The organism is Pseudomonas sp. RT4P38 (assembly GCF_054897765.1).
In genome coordinates this window covers 1,523,616-1,539,604 of the sequence record NZ_CM142703.1, presented here as the reverse complement: position 1 = coordinate 1,539,604, position 15,989 = coordinate 1,523,616, and the positions used below count along the sequence as shown (strand labels likewise).

Genomic DNA, 15,989 nt, shown 5'->3' with positions numbered 1-15,989 from the left:
CTATTACCGTCATTCCACTACGGTCATTCCATTACGGCTTCAAAAATCTCAGAAAAGCTTCCGGCCTTTGTTCGCCGCAATACGCATGCGCAAGGCGTTGAGCTTGATGAAGCCTGCTGCGTCGGCCTGGTTGTAGGCGCCGCCATCTTCTTCGAAGGTCGCGATGTTGGCGTCGAACAACGATTCGTCGGACTTGCGACCGGTGACGATCACGTTGCCCTTGTACAGCTTCAGGCGCACAACGCCGTTCACGTGGGCCTGGGACGCGTCGATCATCTGTTGCAGCATCAGACGCTCAGGGCTCCACCAGTAACCGGTGTAGATCAGGCTGGCGTATTTAGGCATCAGCTCGTCTTTGAGGTGAGCCACTTCGCGGTCCAGGGTGATCGATTCGATCGCACGGTGGGCGCGCAGCATGATGGTGCCGCCAGGGGTTTCGTAGCAGCCACGGGACTTCATGCCAACGTAGCGGTTCTCGACGATGTCGAGACGGCCAATACCGTGTTCGCCACCGATACGGTTCAGGGTCGCCAGCACGGTGGCCGGGGTCATTTCGACGCCGTCCAGTGCGACGATGTCGCCGTTGCGGTAGGTCAGCTCCAGGTATTGGGCTTTGTCAGGAGCGTTCTCCGGGGAGACGGTCCATTTCCACATGTCTTCTTCGTGCTCGGTCCAGGTGTCTTCCAGCACGCCGCCTTCATAGGAGATGTGCAGCAAGTTGGCATCCATCGAGTACGGGGATTTCTTCTTGCCATGACGCTCGATCGGGATGTTGTGCTTTTCAGCATAATCCATCAGCTTTTCACGCGAGAGCAGGTCCCATTCGCGCCACGGAGCGATCACTTTCACGCCTGGCTTCAAGGCGTAGGCGCCCAGTTCGAAACGAACCTGGTCGTTGCCCTTGCCGGTTGCGCCGTGGGAAATGGCATCTGCGCCGGTTTCGTTGGCGATTTCGATCAGGCGCTTGGCGATCAACGGACGAGCGATGGAAGTACCCAGCAGGTACTCGCCTTCGTAAACGGTGTTGGCGCGGAACATCGGAAAAACGAAATCGCGCACGAATTCTTCGCGCAAGTCGTCGATGTAGATCTCTTTCACGCCCATGGCTTGTGCCTTGGCGCGTGCAGGTTCGACCTCTTCGCCCTGACCCAGATCAGCGGTGAAGGTCACGACTTCACAGTTATAAGTATCCTGCAGCCACTTGAGGATCACCGAAGTGTCCAGGCCGCCGGAATACGCCAGAACGACCTTGTTTACGTCCGCCATGCCATCACTCCACGGGGTTCTACGGAAAGCCGTCAAGTCTACCGGTCATGCAGGATAATTTACAGAGGCGCGACAGCTTATGACGACGAAGCGACAGATTATGTCGAGTGGGCGACGATAACCGCGGGGTCAGGAGGTCGACGCGGGGCTTGCCAATGCAGTGGCCTCAGGGGCTGGCTTTTCGATGGGCGCAACCCGCGCGAGGTGCACATTGACCCGACGGTTCTTCGCCCGGTTGGCGGTGTTGGTATTGGGCGCCAACGGATAACGCTCGCCGTGGAAGCGCAGGGTGATTTGCGATTCCTGAATACCGTTGGCCTTGAAGAAGTCCATGACAGCCAGAGCCCGGCGGCGCGACAGGTCACGGTTGGTCAGGCGATTGCCGCTGTTGTCGGAGTGGCCATCGAGTTCGATGTGGTTGACTGTCGGATCGACCTTCATGAAATCCAGCATCACCTGCAACTGAGCCTTGGCCCGAGCGTCAAGATCGATGCCTTCGCCGGGGAAGCCAATTTCGGACTGTTTGACCTGCTCGAAATTCTTCGGCAGCAGTTTTGCCACGCAACCCTGATAGTCGTTGAAGGCCTTGCTGAACTTGACCGGCAACAGACGCACTTCCGATACCCGGCCATCGCCCGAGTAATGTCGAACGACCGGACTGCGACCATCCATCAGGCCACTGATCAAGCGGCCGGCCTGTACTTGCGAACTGTTGAACAACACATTGCCGCTGCCAATACGCACAGAACCGAGGTTGATGTCGCCACGCCCCGGCTGCCAGGGCGCTGCGGCCGCCAGCAAGGTCGCCGAACCGCCGCCGATCATCGAGTTATAGGCCTTCAGACGAAACGTCGCTTGCTCGCCGGCGCGGCGTACGAACTCGCCGGAACCAAAATCGGTGATCGGCTGAGTCAGGCGGCACTCGAACTTGTCTCCTTCGACCGTCCACTCGATGCTCTCCAGACGGGTCTGGAAAGTGAGCGCCATCGCAGGAAGGCTGGCAAATACGCTGAGCAAGGCTAAATAACGCTGGCGCACGGGAGGCTCCACTGGCTTCTACAACAAAAAGACCGACACACACATGTTTACGGCATACCTGTTGGATATCGGAAGCTTCCTGCAAAACTTGATAGCGAGTGCCTGAGAGAGTCTTTTCCGGTAGCATTCGCCTCAGTTTGACCCGCCTGGAATCCCCTCATGTCCGACCGCCTGACCCTGCTGCGTCCCGACGACTGGCATATTCATCTTCGCGATGGTGCCGTGTTGACCAATACAGTCGCGGATGTCGCGCGTACCTTTGGTCGCGCCATCATCATGCCCAACCTGGTACCTCCGGTGCGTAACACCGCTGAAGTCGACGGCTATCGCCAGCGGATTCTCGCTGCACGCCCGGCCGGCAGTCGCTTCGAACCGTTGATGGTGCTGTACCTGACCGACCGCACACAGCCCGAAGAAATTCGCGAGGCCAAGGCTAGCGGTTTCATTCACGCCGCCAAGCTGTACCCGGCCGGCGCGACCACCAACTCGGACTCCGGTGTCACCAGCATCGACAAGATTTTCCCTGCACTTGAGGCCATGGCCGAAGTCGGGATGCCCTTGCTGGTTCACGGCGAAGTCACCCGTGGCGATGTCGACGTGTTCGATCGCGAAAAATTCTTTATCGATGAGCACATGCGTCGTGTGGTCGAGCGCTTCCCGAGCCTCAAAGTGGTGTTCGAACACATCACTACCGCTGACGCCGTGCAGTTCGTCAACGAGGCTTCGGCCAATGTTGGCGCGACCATCACCGCGCATCACCTGCTGTACAACCGCAACCACATGCTGGTGGGCGGGATTCGGCCGCACTTCTATTGCCTGCCGATCCTCAAGCGCAACACCCATCAGGAAGCCCTGCTCGACGCCGCCACCAGCGGCAGCGACAAGTTCTTCCTCGGCACCGACTCGGCGCCCCATGCCCAGCATGCCAAAGAAGCCGCTTGCGGCTGTGCCGGTTGCTACACCGCTTATGCAGCGATCGAGATGTATGCCGAAGCCTTCGAACAGCGCAACGCGCTGGACAAGCTCGAAGCCTTCGCCAGCCTGAACGGCCCGCGTTTCTACGGCCTGCCGGTGAACACCGATCGCATCACCCTGGTCCGCGAAGAGTGGACCGCCCCAACCAGCCTGCCATTTGGCGAGCTGACCGTAATCCCGCTGCGCGCCGGTGAAAAACTGCGCTGGCGCCTGCTGGAGGAACACGCGTGAGTGAAGACCATTTCGACGACGAACAGGAAGGTCAAGGCGGCGGAGGTGGTTCGCGCCACCCGATGGCTGAACGCTTCCGTGGGTACCTGCCAGTCGTTGTCGACGTTGAAACCGGTGGTTTCAACTCTGCCACTGACGCCTTGCTGGAAATTGCCGCAACCACCATCGCCATGGATGAAAAAGGATTTGTGTACCCCGACCACACCTACTTCTTTCGCGTAGAGCCTTTTGAAGGCGCGAACATCGAAGCGGCCGCCCTGGAATTTACCGGGATCAAACTCGATCACCCGCTGCGCATGGCGGTGAGTGAGGAAGCAGCGCTGACCGATATCTTCCGCGGCATCCGCAAGGCGCTTAAAGCCAATGGTTGCAAACGGGCGATTCTGGTCGGGCACAACAGCAGCTTCGATCTGGGCTTCCTCAACGCCGCCGTTGCGCGCCTGGACATGAAGCGCAACCCATTTCATCCGTTCTCGAGCTTCGATACTGCAACCCTGGCCGGTTTGGCTTACGGCCAAACCGTACTGGCCAAGGCCTGCCAGGCAGCCGATATCGACTTCGACGGTCGTGAGGCCCACTCGGCTCGCTACGACACCGAGAAGACGGCAGAGCTGTTCTGCGGCATCGTCAATCGCTGGAAACAAATGGGCGGCTGGGAAGACTACAACGACTGATCCGTCGTCAGGTTTATCCCGCCCATAAAAAAACCGGCCTCAACGGCCGGTTTTTTATGCCTGACGCTTGGGCTTACAGGGCCGCAGCGTGCTCGGTCAGGTAAGCCGCAACACCTTCGGTGGAAGCGGTCATGCCTTTGTCGCCTTTTTTCCAGTTGGCAGGGCAAACTTCGCCATGCTCTTCGTGGAATTGCAGAGCGTCGACCAGACGAACCAGCTCTTCGATGTTACGGCCCAGCGGCAGGTCGTTGATGATCTGCGAGCGGACAACGCCTTTGTCGTCGATCAGGAACGCACCACGGAAAGCTACGCCGTCAGCGGACTGAACGTCGTAGGCCTTCATGATTTCCTGCTTGATGTCGGCAGCCATGGTGTAACGGACCTGGCCGATACCGCCATTGTTGACCGGGGTGTTGCGCCAGGCGTTGTGGGTGAAGTGCGAGTCGATCGAAACGGCGATCACTTCAACGTTGCGTGCCTTGAAGTCAGACATGCGGTTGTCCAGAGCGATCAGCTCGGACGGGCAAACGAAGGTGAAGTCCAGTGGGTAGAAGAACACCAGGCCGTATTTGCCTTTGATGGCCGACGACAGGGTGAAGCTGTCTACGATTTCGCCATTGCCGAGTACGGCCGGTACGGTGAAGTCTGGGGCTTGTTTGCCTACGAGTACGCTCATTGGATATCTCCTGGTGTAAAAACGTGAAGTTCCGGGTTTGCGCCAGCCTGCCACCTTCAGGCGACAGCCCTGTGACACGAACCCGCTTCATAAGGACCGGCCATCATACACTGCGTTTTTGCCCTGTCCTTAACGGTTTTTTTGTCAGGGGAAATGCAGTCGACGGGTTTTCCTCATGATCGATGCCGAGAGGAAACCGTTCGTCAGCCTTGATCAAAGCTTTCAGAAACCACTTTGACAATCATTCTCGTTAACATTAAGATCCATCGCAATTGAGTCACAACCAGCGACGGTTTTCACTTATGTATGTTTGCCTCTGCACTGGCGTCACCGACGGTCAAATCCGCGAAGCGATCTATGAAGGTTGCTGCAGCTATAAGGAAGTCCGTCAGGCCACCGGCGTAGCCAGCCAATGCGGCAAATGTGCCTGCCTTGCCAAGGAAGTGGTCCGCGAAACCCTGACCAAATTGCAATCGGCCCAGGCCGCGATTCCCTACCCTGTAGAATTTACTGCCGCGTAAGTAACGTATTTCAAAGAACCGGACTTGATGTCCGGTTTTTTTATGTCTGAAAATCAATCGCTTACGCTCTAGACGCGGAACACAAACATTCTTATTCCGATTAATTTTCATTTAAGTTTCAATAACTTAGGTTTGACACTCTTAATTATGCGGCTCAAACTCTGCCTTATAGACAGCTAATACAGGGCAGGACCCCATCATGAAAGGCGACATTACAGTCATCCAGCATCTCAACAAGATCCTTGCCAATGAGCTGGTCGCGATCAATCAATACTTCCTGCATGCACGCATGTACGAAGATTGGGGTTTGAACAAGCTCGGCAAGCACGAGTACCACGAATCCATCGACGAGATGAAGCACGCGGACAAGCTGATCAAGCGCATCCTGTTCCTTGAAGGCCTGCCGAATGTTCAGGACCTGGGCAAGCTGCAGATCGGCGAACACACCCAGGAAATGCTTGAGTGCGACCTGCGTATCGAACGCACCGGTCACGCGGATCTCAAAGTAGCCATCGCTCATTGCGAAACCGTTGGCGACTTCGGCAGCCGTGAACTGCTTGAAGATATTCTTGAATCCGAAGAAGAACATATCGACTGGCTGGAAACCCAACTGGGCCTGATCGATAAAGTCGGTCTTGAGAACTATCTGCAATCGCAGATGGGCGAAGAGTAAGTTAGCGCCCGCTAAACTCAGACAATAAAAAGCCCCGCGCTCTTTTAAAGAGGCGGGGCTTTTTTATGCCTTCGCTCTTGTAGGAGCGAAGCTTGCTCGCGAAGAACGTAAACGCGGTATTACTGATAAACCGCGTTATCGTCCTTCGCGAGCAAGCATCGCTCCTACAGATACCAATCAGGCTTCGGTCTTGTTGGCAGCAGCAGCTTCGACAGCAGCCTTGATGGTGGTTTGCAGAGAACCGTCTGCAGACATTTCAGTCATGATGTCGCTACCGCCGACCAGCTCACCACCGACCCACAGTTGCGGGAAGGTTGGCCAGTTGGCGTACTTTGGCAGGTTGGCGCGGATCTCCGGGTTCTGCAGGATGTCCACGTAAGCAAATTTTTCACCACACGCCATCACGGCTTGCGCGGCTTTCGCGGAGAAGCCACACTGCGGGGCATTCGGCGAGCCTTTCATGTAAAGCAGAATGGTGTTGTTAGCAATCTGCTCTTTAATCGTTTCGATGATATCCATGGAGCACCTCGGCTGAACTTTCCGACTCAGGGGTCGGCACGGTGGCGCATTGTAACGGAAACCCGAGCACCCTGCTCGGTCTCCCCGACAGACTTGATCAAGCCGCCGCCACGGTCACTGGCACACCGTTCAACGCCGCATTGCCCGACAACTCATCGAGCTGACACTCGTCGGTCAAGTCATTGGCGCTGGAACCCGGCTGACCACTGGCAATGGTCATCTGCACACCCGGCCGCGCATGACCCCAACCGTGGGGAAGGCTGACCACGCCTTTCATCATATCCAGACTGCCGAGCACTTCAACTTCGATCTCACCGACCCGCGAACTGACCCGCACGCGCTGCCCGTCGTTGAGCCCACGACTGGCCAGGTCATCCGGGTGCATCAGCAATTGATGGCGCGGTTTGCCCTTCACCAGGCGGTGATAGTTATGCATCCACGAGTTGTTGCTGCGCACATGACGGCGGCCAATCATCAGCAACTGATCGACGGCCGGTGCTTGCAACGCCGAAAAGCGGGCGAGGTCGGCCAGGATCGCGTCAGGCGCGGCCTGGACTCGCTGATTAGGTGTTTTCAGACGGGGAGCCAGATTGGATTTCAATGCCCCAAGATCGACACCATGAGGATGATCAAACAGCGTCGCCAGCGATAGCTTGTGCTCCGAAGCGTCGCCATACAGCCCCATCCGCAAGCCATGATCGATCATCTGCGCCGGCGCGACAGTTGGTTTCAATGCTTTGCCAGTCTTCGCAGCAAAGGCCTTGGCCAGCCCCACGAAAATATCCCAGTCATGCAACGCACCGTCGGGCTTGGCCAGGATCGCGCGGTTGAACCGACTGACGTTACGCACCGCAAACATATTGAAAGTCGTGTCGTAATGATCGTTTTCCAGAGCCGATGTGGACGGCAGAATCAGGTCGGCATAACGCGTGGTTTCATTGATGTACAGGTCGATGCTGACCATGAACTCCAAACCATCCAGAGCCTGTTCCAGTTGTCGGCCATTGGGCGTCGACAGCACCGGATTACCCGCCACGGTAATCAGCGCGCGGACCTGCCCTTCCCCTTCGGTGAGCATCTCTTCGGCAAGCGCCGACACCGGCAGTTCACCCGCATATTCAGGACGCCCGGAGACCCGGCTCTGCCACAGATTGAAATGCCCGCCCGAGGTGGACGCCACCAAATCCACCGCCGGTTCGGTGCACAACGCACCTCCCACGCGATCGAGATTACCGGTGACCAGGTTGATCAGTTGCACAACCCAATGACACAAGGTGCCGAACGCCTGGGTCGAGACGCCCATTCGGCCGTAGCAGACCGCCGTCGGCGCCGCCGCAAAGTCCCGCGCCAGTTGGCGGATCTGTTCGGCGGGCACTGCGCACAGCGGGCTCATGGCCTCGGCGGTGAAATTCGCGACCGCCTCCCGCACCTCATCCAGACCGTCCACCGGCAAATGACTGTCGCGGGTCAGGCCTTCAGCGAACAAGGTGTTGAGCAGCCCGAACAACAACGCCGCATCGCCACCGGGGCGCACGAATAGATGCTGGTCGGCAATCGCCGCGGTTTCGCTGCGACGCGGATCGACCACCACCACTTTGCCTCCGCGGGCCTGAATAGCCTTCAAGCGCTTCTCCACATCCGGCACGGTCATGATGCTGCCGTTGGAGGCCAGCGGATTGCCGCCGAGGATCAGCATGAAATCGGTGTGATCGATGTCCGGGATCGGCAACAGCAAACCGTGGCCGTACATCAAATGGCTGGTCAGGTGATGGGGCAACTGATCGACCGAGGTCGCGGAAAACCGGTTGCGGGTTTTCAACAGGCCGAGAAAGTAATTGCTGTGGGTCATCAGCCCATAATTGTGCACGCTGGGATTGCCTTGATAGACCGCCACCGCGTTCTGTCCGTGACGCTCCTGAATCGCCGCAAGACGTTCGGCGACAAGGCTGAAGGCATCTTCCCACTCGATGGGTTGCCATTCGCTGCCGACTCGCAGCATCGGCTGACGCAAACGATCCGGATCGTTCTGAATATCTTGCAGGGCGACAGCCTTGGGACAGATGTGTCCGCGGCTGAATGTATCCTGAGGGTCACCCTTGATCGAAGTGATCTGCACAGCGCCTTCGACCTCAGTGGTTTCGATGGTCAGGCCGCAGATGGCTTCACACAAGTGGCACGCACGGTGATGGAGAGTCTTGGTCATGGCCAGCCTCTGTCTTGTTCTGGGCGGGCAGTATCGGCCGCGGGAACAAAACTATGGCGCCTGTCCCACTACTGCGCCAGCGACGTTCGTCTTGTGAATCGGCGGCCATCAGGCCAGCCGATGACCGCAGGGGGATCAGTTCGGCGGCAGCCTCGGCGGCGCCTGCAACTGGATCTCCTGGATGGTTTCGATCTGCTCCTGAGCGAGATGAACACCGGTGAGTTCACCGATCAGCCGCCAGTGCTCGTCGAGCCCGGCGCTGATGGTTGCCATGCGGTCGATCATCCGCCGGCCGGCCGCCTTGGTCACTTGGTCTTCACTGCGCATCAACTCGAAGGACATCGAGGTCATGGACGCGGTGAGGTGGGTCAGCGAGCGAGCCGTGAGGCCGAGTAGTTCCATTAACTGTCGTTCTTTCGATTCCATTCCGAAGGCTTCCTGCGTCGTTCGTGCGTTAGTTATAACCCGCCACTTTGCATTAGCAAATGTTTCAGACCAGACACATCTTTCAATCCTGAGTACAAATGTTTCGAATGACAGGTCAGAAACCGACCGTTGCTACGCCGTCCCCGCCCCGTTTGATTGCAAAGCCCCGTGACCCCAGTGTACAAATGACGGGCTGCTGTCAGGAAACAGGCTTCAAAAGCGCTACTGCGGTCATCCCGTAGCCCCTCTGAAATCCCCTAAAAACCGTAGCCCTATTGGTAAGACGCGACATTTAATTATAAGATCGCGCCTTCCCCTATTTCGTCGCCCCGTGCGGCTTACGCCGCAGGTCTCGCCCGTTTTTCAGTTAAACAAGGCTTTGAGTATCTGCGGTCTGTTGCAAAAAGGTAGTCAATGATGAGCGCAAGGCACTTTCTCTCCCTGATGGATTGCACGCCCGAAGAGCTGGTCAGCGTGATCCGTCGAGGCATTGAGCTCAAAGACCTGCGTAACCGCGGCGTACTGTTCGAGCCTCTGAAAAACCGCGTGCTCGGGATGATTTTCGAGAAATCGTCGACCCGCACCCGTATTTCGTTCGAAGCCGGCATGATCCAGCTCGGTGGCCAGGCGATCTTTCTGTCGCCGCGCGACACCCAGCTGGGCCGTGGCGAGCCGATCGGCGACTGCGCAATCGTGATGTCGAGCATGCTCGACGCCGTGATGATCCGTACCTTTGCCCATAGCACCCTGACCGAATTCGCCGCCAACTCCCGCGTGCCCGTCATCAACGGCCTGTCCGATGACCTGCACCCATGCCAGTTGCTGGCCGACATGCAGACGTTCCTCGAACACCGCGGTTCGATCCAGGGCAAAACCGTGGCCTGGATCGGCGACGGCAACAACATGTGCAACAGCTATATAGAAGCGGCGATCCAGTTCGACTTCCAGTTGCGCATCGCTTGCCCGGAAGGCTTTGAACCCAACCCTGAGTTCGTGACCAAGGCGGGTGATCGGGTCACCATCGTCCGCGATCCGAAGGATGCCGTACGCGGCGCCCATCTGGTCAGCACCGACGTCTGGACCTCCATGGGCCAGGAAGAGGAAACCGCCAAGCGCCTGAAGCTGTTCGCGCCGTTCCAGGTCAACCGCGCCCTGCTCGACCTGGCCGCTGAAGACGTGCTGTTCATGCACTGCCTGCCGGCACACCGTGGCGAGGAAATCAGTGTCGACTTGCTCGATGACAAGCGCTCCGTTGCTTGGGATCAAGCCGAAAACCGTCTTCACGCACAAAAGGCCCTGCTCGAGTTTCTCGTCCCGCCTTCGTACCACCACGCATGAGCCATCCATTACTGCTTAACCTGCGCAACCTCGCCTGCGGCTATCAGGACCAGCGGGTCGTGCAGAACCTCAACCTGCATTTGAATGCCGGCGACATCGGCTGCTTGCTGGGCTCTTCGGGTTGCGGCAAAACCACCACCCTGCGGGCCATAGCCGGTTTCGAACCGGTACACGAAGGTGAAATCCAGTTGGCGGGCGAGACAATCTCCCGCGCGGGTTTCACCCTCGCGCCGGAGAAACGCCGGATCGGCATGGTGTTCCAGGACTACGCACTGTTTCCGCATTTGAGCGTGGCCGAGAACATCGCCTTCGGGATCCGTAAACATCCGCAGAAGGATCGCGTCACCGAAGAGTTGCTGGAGCTGGTCAACCTGAAAAACCTCGGCAAACGCTTCCCGCATGAACTATCCGGTGGTCAACAGCAGCGCGTCGCACTGGCGCGCGCCCTGGCACCGGAACCGCAACTGCTGCTGCTCGACGAACCCTTCTCCAACCTTGATGGCGAGCTGCGACGCAAGCTCAGCCATGAGGTGCGCGACATCCTCAAAGCCCGTGGCACCAGCGCGATTCTGGTGACCCATGACCAGGAAGAAGCCTTCGCGGTGAGCGACCATGTGGGGGTTTTCAAGGAAGGTCGTCTGGAGCAGTGGGACACGCCCTACAACCTGTATCACGAACCGCTGACGCCGTTTGTCGCCAGTTTCATCGGCCAGGGTTATTTCATTCGCGGTCAGATGAGCAGCCCCGAGTCGGTGCAGACCGAACTGGGTGAGTTACGCGGTAATCGTGCCTACACCTGGCCGGTTGGCGGTGCGGTGGATGTGTTGCTGCGTCCAGACGATATCGTTTATGCACCGGACAGCACGCTGAAGGCGCGGATTGTCGGCAAGTCTTTCCAGGGTGCGTCCACCTTGTATCGCTTGCAGTTGCCGACCGGCGCGCAGCTGGAATCGATTTTCCCGAGCCATGCTGATCATCAGGTGGGTTCAGAGGTCGGCATTCGTGTCGCGGCTGAACACCTGGTGCTGTTTCAGGCGTCGGGCAGTACGGCGGCGCAGATTCTGGTCGTCGAATCCGGTGTGCGCCGCTACAGCAGCGCCCACTGACAAACACGCCTCCTGTGGGAGCGAGCTTGCTCGCGAAAGCGTTGGATCAGTCACCATTTCTGTTGAATGTGAAACCGCTATCGCGAGCAAGCTCGCTCCCACAATGGTTTCAAGTTAACCCAACATCAACTTGCCGCTTGCAACGAGCGTCGCATTCCCGCCGATTTTCACCCGATCCCCTTCCAGCCGACAGAACAACTCCCCGCCTCGAGCTGAGCGCTGACAAGCCGTCAAGCTCGACTTGCCCAAACGCTTCGACCAGTACGGAATCAGGCTGCAATGGGTCGAACCGGTCACCGGGTCTTCGTTGATGCCGATCGCCGGCGCGAAGTAGCGGGAAACAAAATCATGCTTGCTGCCCTTGGCCGTGACAATTGCCCCTGGCCACGGCAGCTTCGCCAGCGCCGCCATGTCCGGCTGACATTCGAGTACCGCCTGCTCGGATTCCAGCACCACGAACAACTCGTTCGACCCCAGCACATCAACCGCTTCCACACCCAGCGCGCGCTCGACGTCCAGGGTCACGCCCACTTCCGATGGCATGATCGCCGGGAAATCCAGCCACAAGCGCTCACCCTCACGGCTCACACTCAGCAGGCCGGACTTGCAGACGAAGTCCAGGCGCTCGACTGGCTCTTTGTAGATTTCAAACAGAACGTAAGCGCTGGCCAGGGTTGCATGACCGCACAACGGCACTTCAGTGGTCGGGGTAAACCAGCGGATGCGCCAGCCCTGCCCTTCGCGCACCACGAAGGCGGTTTCGGCGAGGTTGTGCTCGGCGGCGATCTTCTGCATCAGCTCATCGGCAAGCCAGGCATCGAGGCGATAGACCATCGCCGGGTTGCCACTGAACGGCCGATCACTGAACGCATCGACCTGATGAAACTCAAGCTGCATAACCTTCTCCCTTTGTCAGGCCGCCGAGCATGAAGCTGCCGACAACGCGGCACCAGTGACAGAGCCCGTCAATTTGCACCATACAGCGCCGGGCTGATAGTCCGCGTCAGGCACGGCCGATATCAGCGAACTTCGCCTGGGTATGCTCGGCCAGCACCGCGGGTGCCAATTCGACTTCCAGCCCTCGTCGCCCCGCACTGACAAAAATGCTGGCGAAGGGCTGCGCCGAATTATCGATAAAGGTGCGCAAGCGCTTTTTCTGTCCCAGCGGGCTAATCCCGCCCAAGAGGTAACCGGTGGATCGTTGCGCAGCGGCAGGGTCGGCCATTTCGACTTTTTTCACGCCCGCAGCATGAGCCAGGCCCTTCAAATCCAGACTTCCGACGACCGGCACCACGGCCACCAACAATTCACCTTTCTCGCTCGCCGCCAGCAAGGTCTTGAACACCTGCGCCGGATCCAGCCCCAGTTTCTCCGCGGCCTCCAGCCCATAGGACGCCGCCTTCGGATCATGTTCGTAACTGTGCACGCGATGTTCGGCCCGAACTTTTTTCAACAAATCCAATGCGGGGGTCATGGCAGCTCCAAGCTGGGCGACAGAAGAAAAATACTGCGCTGAATTCTAGGTCATTGATCAATAAAAGGGGCCATTACGGCGCTATTTCAAAGGTTTGGTCGCGCCTTCTGCCGTTCGTCCACGTTCAGCCTGCCGCGTGAACGATGTGGTCATTCACCTGACTAATAGTTCGATTGTGACTGACAGTTCACTTTCGACCTTTGACAGCAGCGTTTCTTGTCTATATTTTTTCGAATCTGAATACTGTACGAATGTTCCTATCGCAGCACCCAGCAGTAGGCCGAGAACAGGATGGGGATCCTGTCTCGGTGAAAATCGCGCTTTGACCCTGATGCCAAAGCGCCAGACAACAACAAAAACGAGGTTTTCAATGACAACTGCTTTACAACAACCGTCGCTCTCAAGCCAATGCATGGCCGAATTTCTGGGCACTGCGCTGCTGATTTTTTTTGGTACAGGTTGTGTTGCCGCGCTCAAGGTCGCGGGTGCCAGCTTCGGCCTTTGGGAAATCAGTATCATCTGGGGGGTCGGAGTGAGCATGGCGATCTACCTGACAGCCGGCGTTTCCGGGGCTCATCTCAATCCCGCCGTCAGCATTGCCCTGAGCATTTTCGCTGACTTCGAAAAGCGCAAACTGCCTTTTTATATTCTCGCCCAGATCGCTGGTGCCTTCTGTGGAGCGTTGTTGGTTTACACGCTGTACAGCAATTTATTCTTCGATTACGAACAAACTCACCATATGGTTCGTGGCACTCAGGCCAGCCTCGAGTTGGCGTCGGTGTTCTCCACCTTCCCCCACCCGGCCTTGACCACGGCACAAGCCTTCCTGGTTGAAGTGATCATCACAGCCATCCTGATGGGCGTGATCATGTCCCTGACCGACGACAACAATGGCTTGCCAAAGGGTCCGCTCGCTCCGCTGCTGATCGGCCTGCTGATTGCCGTGATTGGCAGTTCGATGGGGCCGCTGACCGGTTTTGCGATGAACCCGGCGCGTGACTTCGGTCCTAAACTGATGACTTTCTTCGCTGGCTGGGGTGAAATTTCCTTCACCGGCGGACGCGATATCCCGTATTTCCTGATTCCGATTTTTGCACCGATTGTCGGTGCCTGCCTCGGTGCTGCAGCGTATCGCGGGCTGATTGCCCGTCATCTGCCCAGCGCCCTACCTGCTACAAAGGACGCAGCACCGGCCATTGACGGCAAACCAAGAACTTCTTGATACCGTTGGCGTGTGATCCTGCCCATCAGATCACGCGCCGGACCTCACTCCCTTTTTTCGTCCAAGGCAATCGACATGACCGACACTCAGAATAAGAACTACATCATTGCCCTCGATCAGGGTACGACCAGCTCCCGCGCGATCATTTTCGACCGCGACGCGAACGTAGTCTGCACCGCCCAGCGCGAATTCGCACAGCATTACCCGCAAGCCGGCTGGGTCGAACATGACCCCATGGAAATCTTCGCCACTCAAAGCGCCGTGATGGTCGAGGCCCTGGCTCAAGCCGGCCTGCATCACGACCAGGTCGCCGCCATCGGCATCACCAACCAGCGCGAAACCACCGTGGTCTGGGACAAGACCACCGGCCGCCCGATCTACAACGCGATCGTCTGGCAGTGCCGCCGCAGCACCGAGATCTGTCAGCAACTCAAGCGCGACGGTCACGAGCAATACATCAGCGACACCACGGGCCTGGTCACCGACCCGTACTTCTCCGGCACCAAGCTCAAATGGATCCTCGACAACGTCGAAGGCAGCCGCGAACGTGCGCGCAAAGGCGAACTGCTGTTCGGCACCATCGACAGCTGGTTGATCTGGAAATTTACCGGCGGCAAGGTGCACGTCACCGACTACACCAACGCCTCCCGCACCATGCTCTTCAACATCCACACGCTGGAGTGGGACGCGAAGATGCTGGAGGTGCTGGATATTCCGCGCGAGATGCTGCCGCAGGTTAAATCCTCGTCCGAAATTTACGGCCACACCAAAAGCGGTATCGCCATCGGCGGTATCGCTGGCGACCAGCAAGCGGCCCTGTTCGGCCAGATGTGCGTCGAGCCAGGCCAGGCGAAAAACACCTACGGCACCGGCTGCTTCCTGCTGATGAACACCGGCGACAAAGCCGTGAAATCCAAGCACGGCATGTTGACCACCATCGCGTGCGGCCCGCGCGGCGAAGTGGCTTACGCGCTGGAAGGTGCTGTGTTCAATGGCGGTTCGACTGTTCAGTGGCTGCGTGACGAACTGAAGATCATCAACGACGCCCACGACACCGAATACTTCGCCAACAAGGTCAAGGACAGCAACGGCGTATACCTGGTACCCGCCTTTACCGGCCTCGGCGCACCGTACTGGGACCCGTATGCCCGTGGTGCATTGTTCGGCCTGACGCGCGGTGTACGCGTGGATCACATCATTCGTGCAGCTCTGGAGTCGATTGCCTACCAGACCCGCGACGTTCTCGACGCCATGCAACAGGACTCCGGTGAACGCCTAAAGTCTCTGCGCGTGGACGGCGGCGCAGTCGCGAACAACTTCCTGATGCAGTTCCAGGCCGACATCCTCGGCACTCAGGTCGAGCGTCCGCAAATGCGCGAAACCACCGCACTCGGTGCGGCTTACCTGGCCGGTCTGGCGTGTGGCTTCTGGAGCAGCCTGGACGACTTGCGCGGCAAGGCTGTGATCGAGCGCGAATTCGAGCCGACCCTGGACGAAACCGCAAAGGAAAAACTCTATGCCGGCTGGAAAAAAGCCGTCAGCCGCACCCGCGATTGGGAACCGCACGAGGGCGCTGAATAAGCCAAGCCCAGGACACGAATAGGGTTGTAACTGGTCGGGAGCAGATTCCTGCGGCATCATGGGCAA

At 58.2% G+C, this 15,989-nt stretch carries 16 protein-coding genes; 8 read left to right on the top strand and 8 right to left on the bottom strand.

Going from position 1 to position 15,989, the window contains the following annotated elements:
• Positions 1-48: 48 nt before the first annotated feature.
• Both ACYZT7_RS07050 and ACYZT7_RS07045 read right to left on the bottom strand, forming a co-directional pair.
• Positions 49-1,266: an argininosuccinate synthase gene (locus ACYZT7_RS07050; protein WP_088422930.1), complete on the bottom strand. Its 1,218-nt coding sequence runs from the start codon at positions 1,264-1,266 to the stop codon at positions 49-51.
• Positions 1,267-1,395: 129 nt separating this feature from the next.
• The gene (locus tag ACYZT7_RS07045; protein ID WP_462040466.1) at positions 1,396-2,304 is read right to left on the bottom strand and encodes a flagellar protein MotY; all 909 of its coding nucleotides are present in this window, start codon (positions 2,302-2,304) and stop codon (positions 1,396-1,398) included.
• 159 nt (positions 2,305-2,463) lie between these two features.
• Between ACYZT7_RS07045 and pyrC the strand changes: the two genes are divergently transcribed.
• Positions 2,464-3,510, top strand: coding sequence for a dihydroorotase (pyrC, locus tag ACYZT7_RS07040; RefSeq protein WP_462040465.1), 1,047 nt, complete (start codon positions 2,464-2,466; stop codon positions 3,508-3,510).
• Entirely contained in the window at positions 3,507-4,184 is a 678-nt protein-coding gene (rnt, locus tag ACYZT7_RS07035; protein WP_462040464.1) for a ribonuclease T, read from the top strand. The genes pyrC and rnt overlap by 4 nt, the downstream gene beginning before the upstream one ends.
• A 73-nt stretch (positions 4,185-4,257) precedes the next feature.
• On the opposite strand, the gene ACYZT7_RS07030 is transcribed toward rnt, so the two are convergent.
• Complete coding sequence (locus ACYZT7_RS07030) at positions 4,258-4,860, bottom strand: peroxiredoxin (RefSeq protein ID WP_008155583.1); 603 nt, start codon at positions 4,858-4,860, stop codon at positions 4,258-4,260.
• A gap of 302 nt (positions 4,861-5,162) precedes the next feature.
• Between ACYZT7_RS07030 and ACYZT7_RS07025 the strand changes: the two genes are divergently transcribed.
• Together ACYZT7_RS07025 and bfr are read left to right on the top strand one after the other, a co-directional pair.
• The gene (locus tag ACYZT7_RS07025) at positions 5,163-5,381 is read left to right on the top strand and encodes a bacterioferritin-associated ferredoxin (protein WP_008155585.1); all 219 of its coding nucleotides are present in this window, start codon (positions 5,163-5,165) and stop codon (positions 5,379-5,381) included.
• A 199-nt stretch (positions 5,382-5,580) separates the two neighbouring features.
• Positions 5,581-6,054 (top strand): bacterioferritin, encoded by a 474-nt coding sequence (bfr, locus tag ACYZT7_RS07020; protein ID WP_017340571.1) that lies wholly within the window; start codon positions 5,581-5,583, stop codon positions 6,052-6,054.
• A 177-nt stretch (positions 6,055-6,231) separates the two neighbouring features.
• Here bfr and grxD read toward each other — a convergent pair whose 3' ends face one another.
• From grxD to ACYZT7_RS07005, 3 genes are all read right to left on the bottom strand, one after another.
• Complete coding sequence (gene grxD, locus ACYZT7_RS07015; RefSeq protein ID WP_149631462.1) at positions 6,232-6,573, bottom strand: Grx4 family monothiol glutaredoxin; 342 nt, start codon at positions 6,571-6,573, stop codon at positions 6,232-6,234.
• 97 nt (positions 6,574-6,670) lie between these two features.
• Entirely contained in the window at positions 6,671-8,776 is a 2,106-nt protein-coding gene (locus ACYZT7_RS07010) for a molybdopterin oxidoreductase family protein (protein WP_462040463.1), read from the bottom strand.
• Positions 8,777-8,911: 135 nt separating this feature from the next.
• On the bottom strand, positions 8,912-9,202 hold the full coding sequence (locus ACYZT7_RS07005; protein WP_462040462.1) for a hypothetical protein: 291 nt from the start codon (positions 9,200-9,202) through the stop codon (positions 8,912-8,914).
• A 417-nt stretch (positions 9,203-9,619) separates the two neighbouring features.
• Here ACYZT7_RS07005 and argF point away from each other — a divergent pair, with 417 nt between their 5' ends.
• Together argF and ACYZT7_RS06995 are read left to right on the top strand one after the other, a co-directional pair.
• Complete coding sequence (gene argF, locus ACYZT7_RS07000; RefSeq protein ID WP_449644274.1) at positions 9,620-10,540, top strand: ornithine carbamoyltransferase; 921 nt, start codon at positions 9,620-9,622, stop codon at positions 10,538-10,540.
• The gene (locus ACYZT7_RS06995) at positions 10,537-11,646 is read left to right on the top strand and encodes an ABC transporter ATP-binding protein (RefSeq protein ID WP_462040461.1); all 1,110 of its coding nucleotides are present in this window, start codon (positions 10,537-10,539) and stop codon (positions 11,644-11,646) included. The genes argF and ACYZT7_RS06995 overlap by 4 nt, the downstream gene beginning before the upstream one ends.
• 114 nt (positions 11,647-11,760) lie before the next feature.
• On the opposite strand, the gene ACYZT7_RS06990 is transcribed toward ACYZT7_RS06995, so the two are convergent.
• Positions 11,761-12,543: a PhzF family phenazine biosynthesis protein gene (locus ACYZT7_RS06990; protein WP_462040460.1), complete on the bottom strand. Its 783-nt coding sequence runs from the start codon at positions 12,541-12,543 to the stop codon at positions 11,761-11,763.
• A gap of 106 nt (positions 12,544-12,649) precedes the next feature.
• Complete coding sequence (gene ybaK / locus ACYZT7_RS06985; RefSeq protein ID WP_007971306.1) at positions 12,650-13,120, bottom strand: Cys-tRNA(Pro) deacylase; 471 nt, start codon at positions 13,118-13,120, stop codon at positions 12,650-12,652.
• Positions 13,121-13,490: 370 nt separating this feature from the next.
• Between ybaK and ACYZT7_RS06980 the strand changes: the two genes are divergently transcribed.
• Together ACYZT7_RS06980 and glpK are read left to right on the top strand one after the other, a co-directional pair.
• Complete coding sequence (locus ACYZT7_RS06980; protein WP_462041756.1) at positions 13,491-14,342, top strand: MIP/aquaporin family protein; 852 nt, start codon at positions 13,491-13,493, stop codon at positions 14,340-14,342.
• Positions 14,343-14,417: 75 nt separating this feature from the next.
• Positions 14,418-15,923, top strand: a complete 1,506-nt coding sequence (gene glpK / locus ACYZT7_RS06975; protein WP_462040459.1) for a glycerol kinase GlpK — start codon at positions 14,418-14,420, stop codon at positions 15,921-15,923.
• Positions 15,924-15,989: the final 66 nt, after the last annotated feature.

Coding starts and splice junctions, on each gene's coding strand:
- bfr (WP_017340571.1), top strand. CDS start 5,581: ATGAAAGGCGACATTACAGTCATCCAGCATCTCAACAAGATCCTTGCC.
- glpK (WP_462040459.1), top strand. CDS start 14,418: ATGACCGACACTCAGAATAAGAACTACATCATTGCCCTCGATCAGGGT.
- ACYZT7_RS07030 (WP_008155583.1), bottom strand. CDS start 4,860: ATGAGCGTACTCGTAGGCAAACAAGCCCCAGACTTCACCGTACCGGCC.
- ACYZT7_RS07005 (WP_462040462.1), bottom strand. CDS start 9,202: ATGGAATCGAAAGAACGACAGTTAATGGAACTACTCGGCCTCACGGCT.
- ACYZT7_RS06990 (WP_462040460.1), bottom strand. CDS start 12,543: ATGCAGCTTGAGTTTCATCAGGTCGATGCGTTCAGTGATCGGCCGTTC.
- ACYZT7_RS07025 (WP_008155585.1), top strand. CDS start 5,163: ATGTATGTTTGCCTCTGCACTGGCGTCACCGACGGTCAAATCCGCGAA.
- ACYZT7_RS06980 (WP_462041756.1), top strand. CDS start 13,491: ATGACAACTGCTTTACAACAACCGTCGCTCTCAAGCCAATGCATGGCC.
- ACYZT7_RS06995 (WP_462040461.1), top strand. CDS start 10,537: ATGAGCCATCCATTACTGCTTAACCTGCGCAACCTCGCCTGCGGCTAT.
- ACYZT7_RS07010 (WP_462040463.1), bottom strand. CDS start 8,776: ATGACCAAGACTCTCCATCACCGTGCGTGCCACTTGTGTGAAGCCATC.
- pyrC (WP_462040465.1), top strand. CDS start 2,464: ATGTCCGACCGCCTGACCCTGCTGCGTCCCGACGACTGGCATATTCAT.
- argF (WP_449644274.1), top strand. CDS start 9,620: ATGAGCGCAAGGCACTTTCTCTCCCTGATGGATTGCACGCCCGAAGAG.
- ybaK (WP_007971306.1), bottom strand. CDS start 13,120: ATGACCCCCGCATTGGATTTGTTGAAAAAAGTTCGGGCCGAACATCGC.
- ACYZT7_RS07050 (WP_088422930.1), bottom strand. CDS start 1,266: ATGGCGGACGTAAACAAGGTCGTTCTGGCGTATTCCGGCGGCCTGGAC.
- grxD (WP_149631462.1), bottom strand. CDS start 6,573: ATGGATATCATCGAAACGATTAAAGAGCAGATTGCTAACAACACCATT.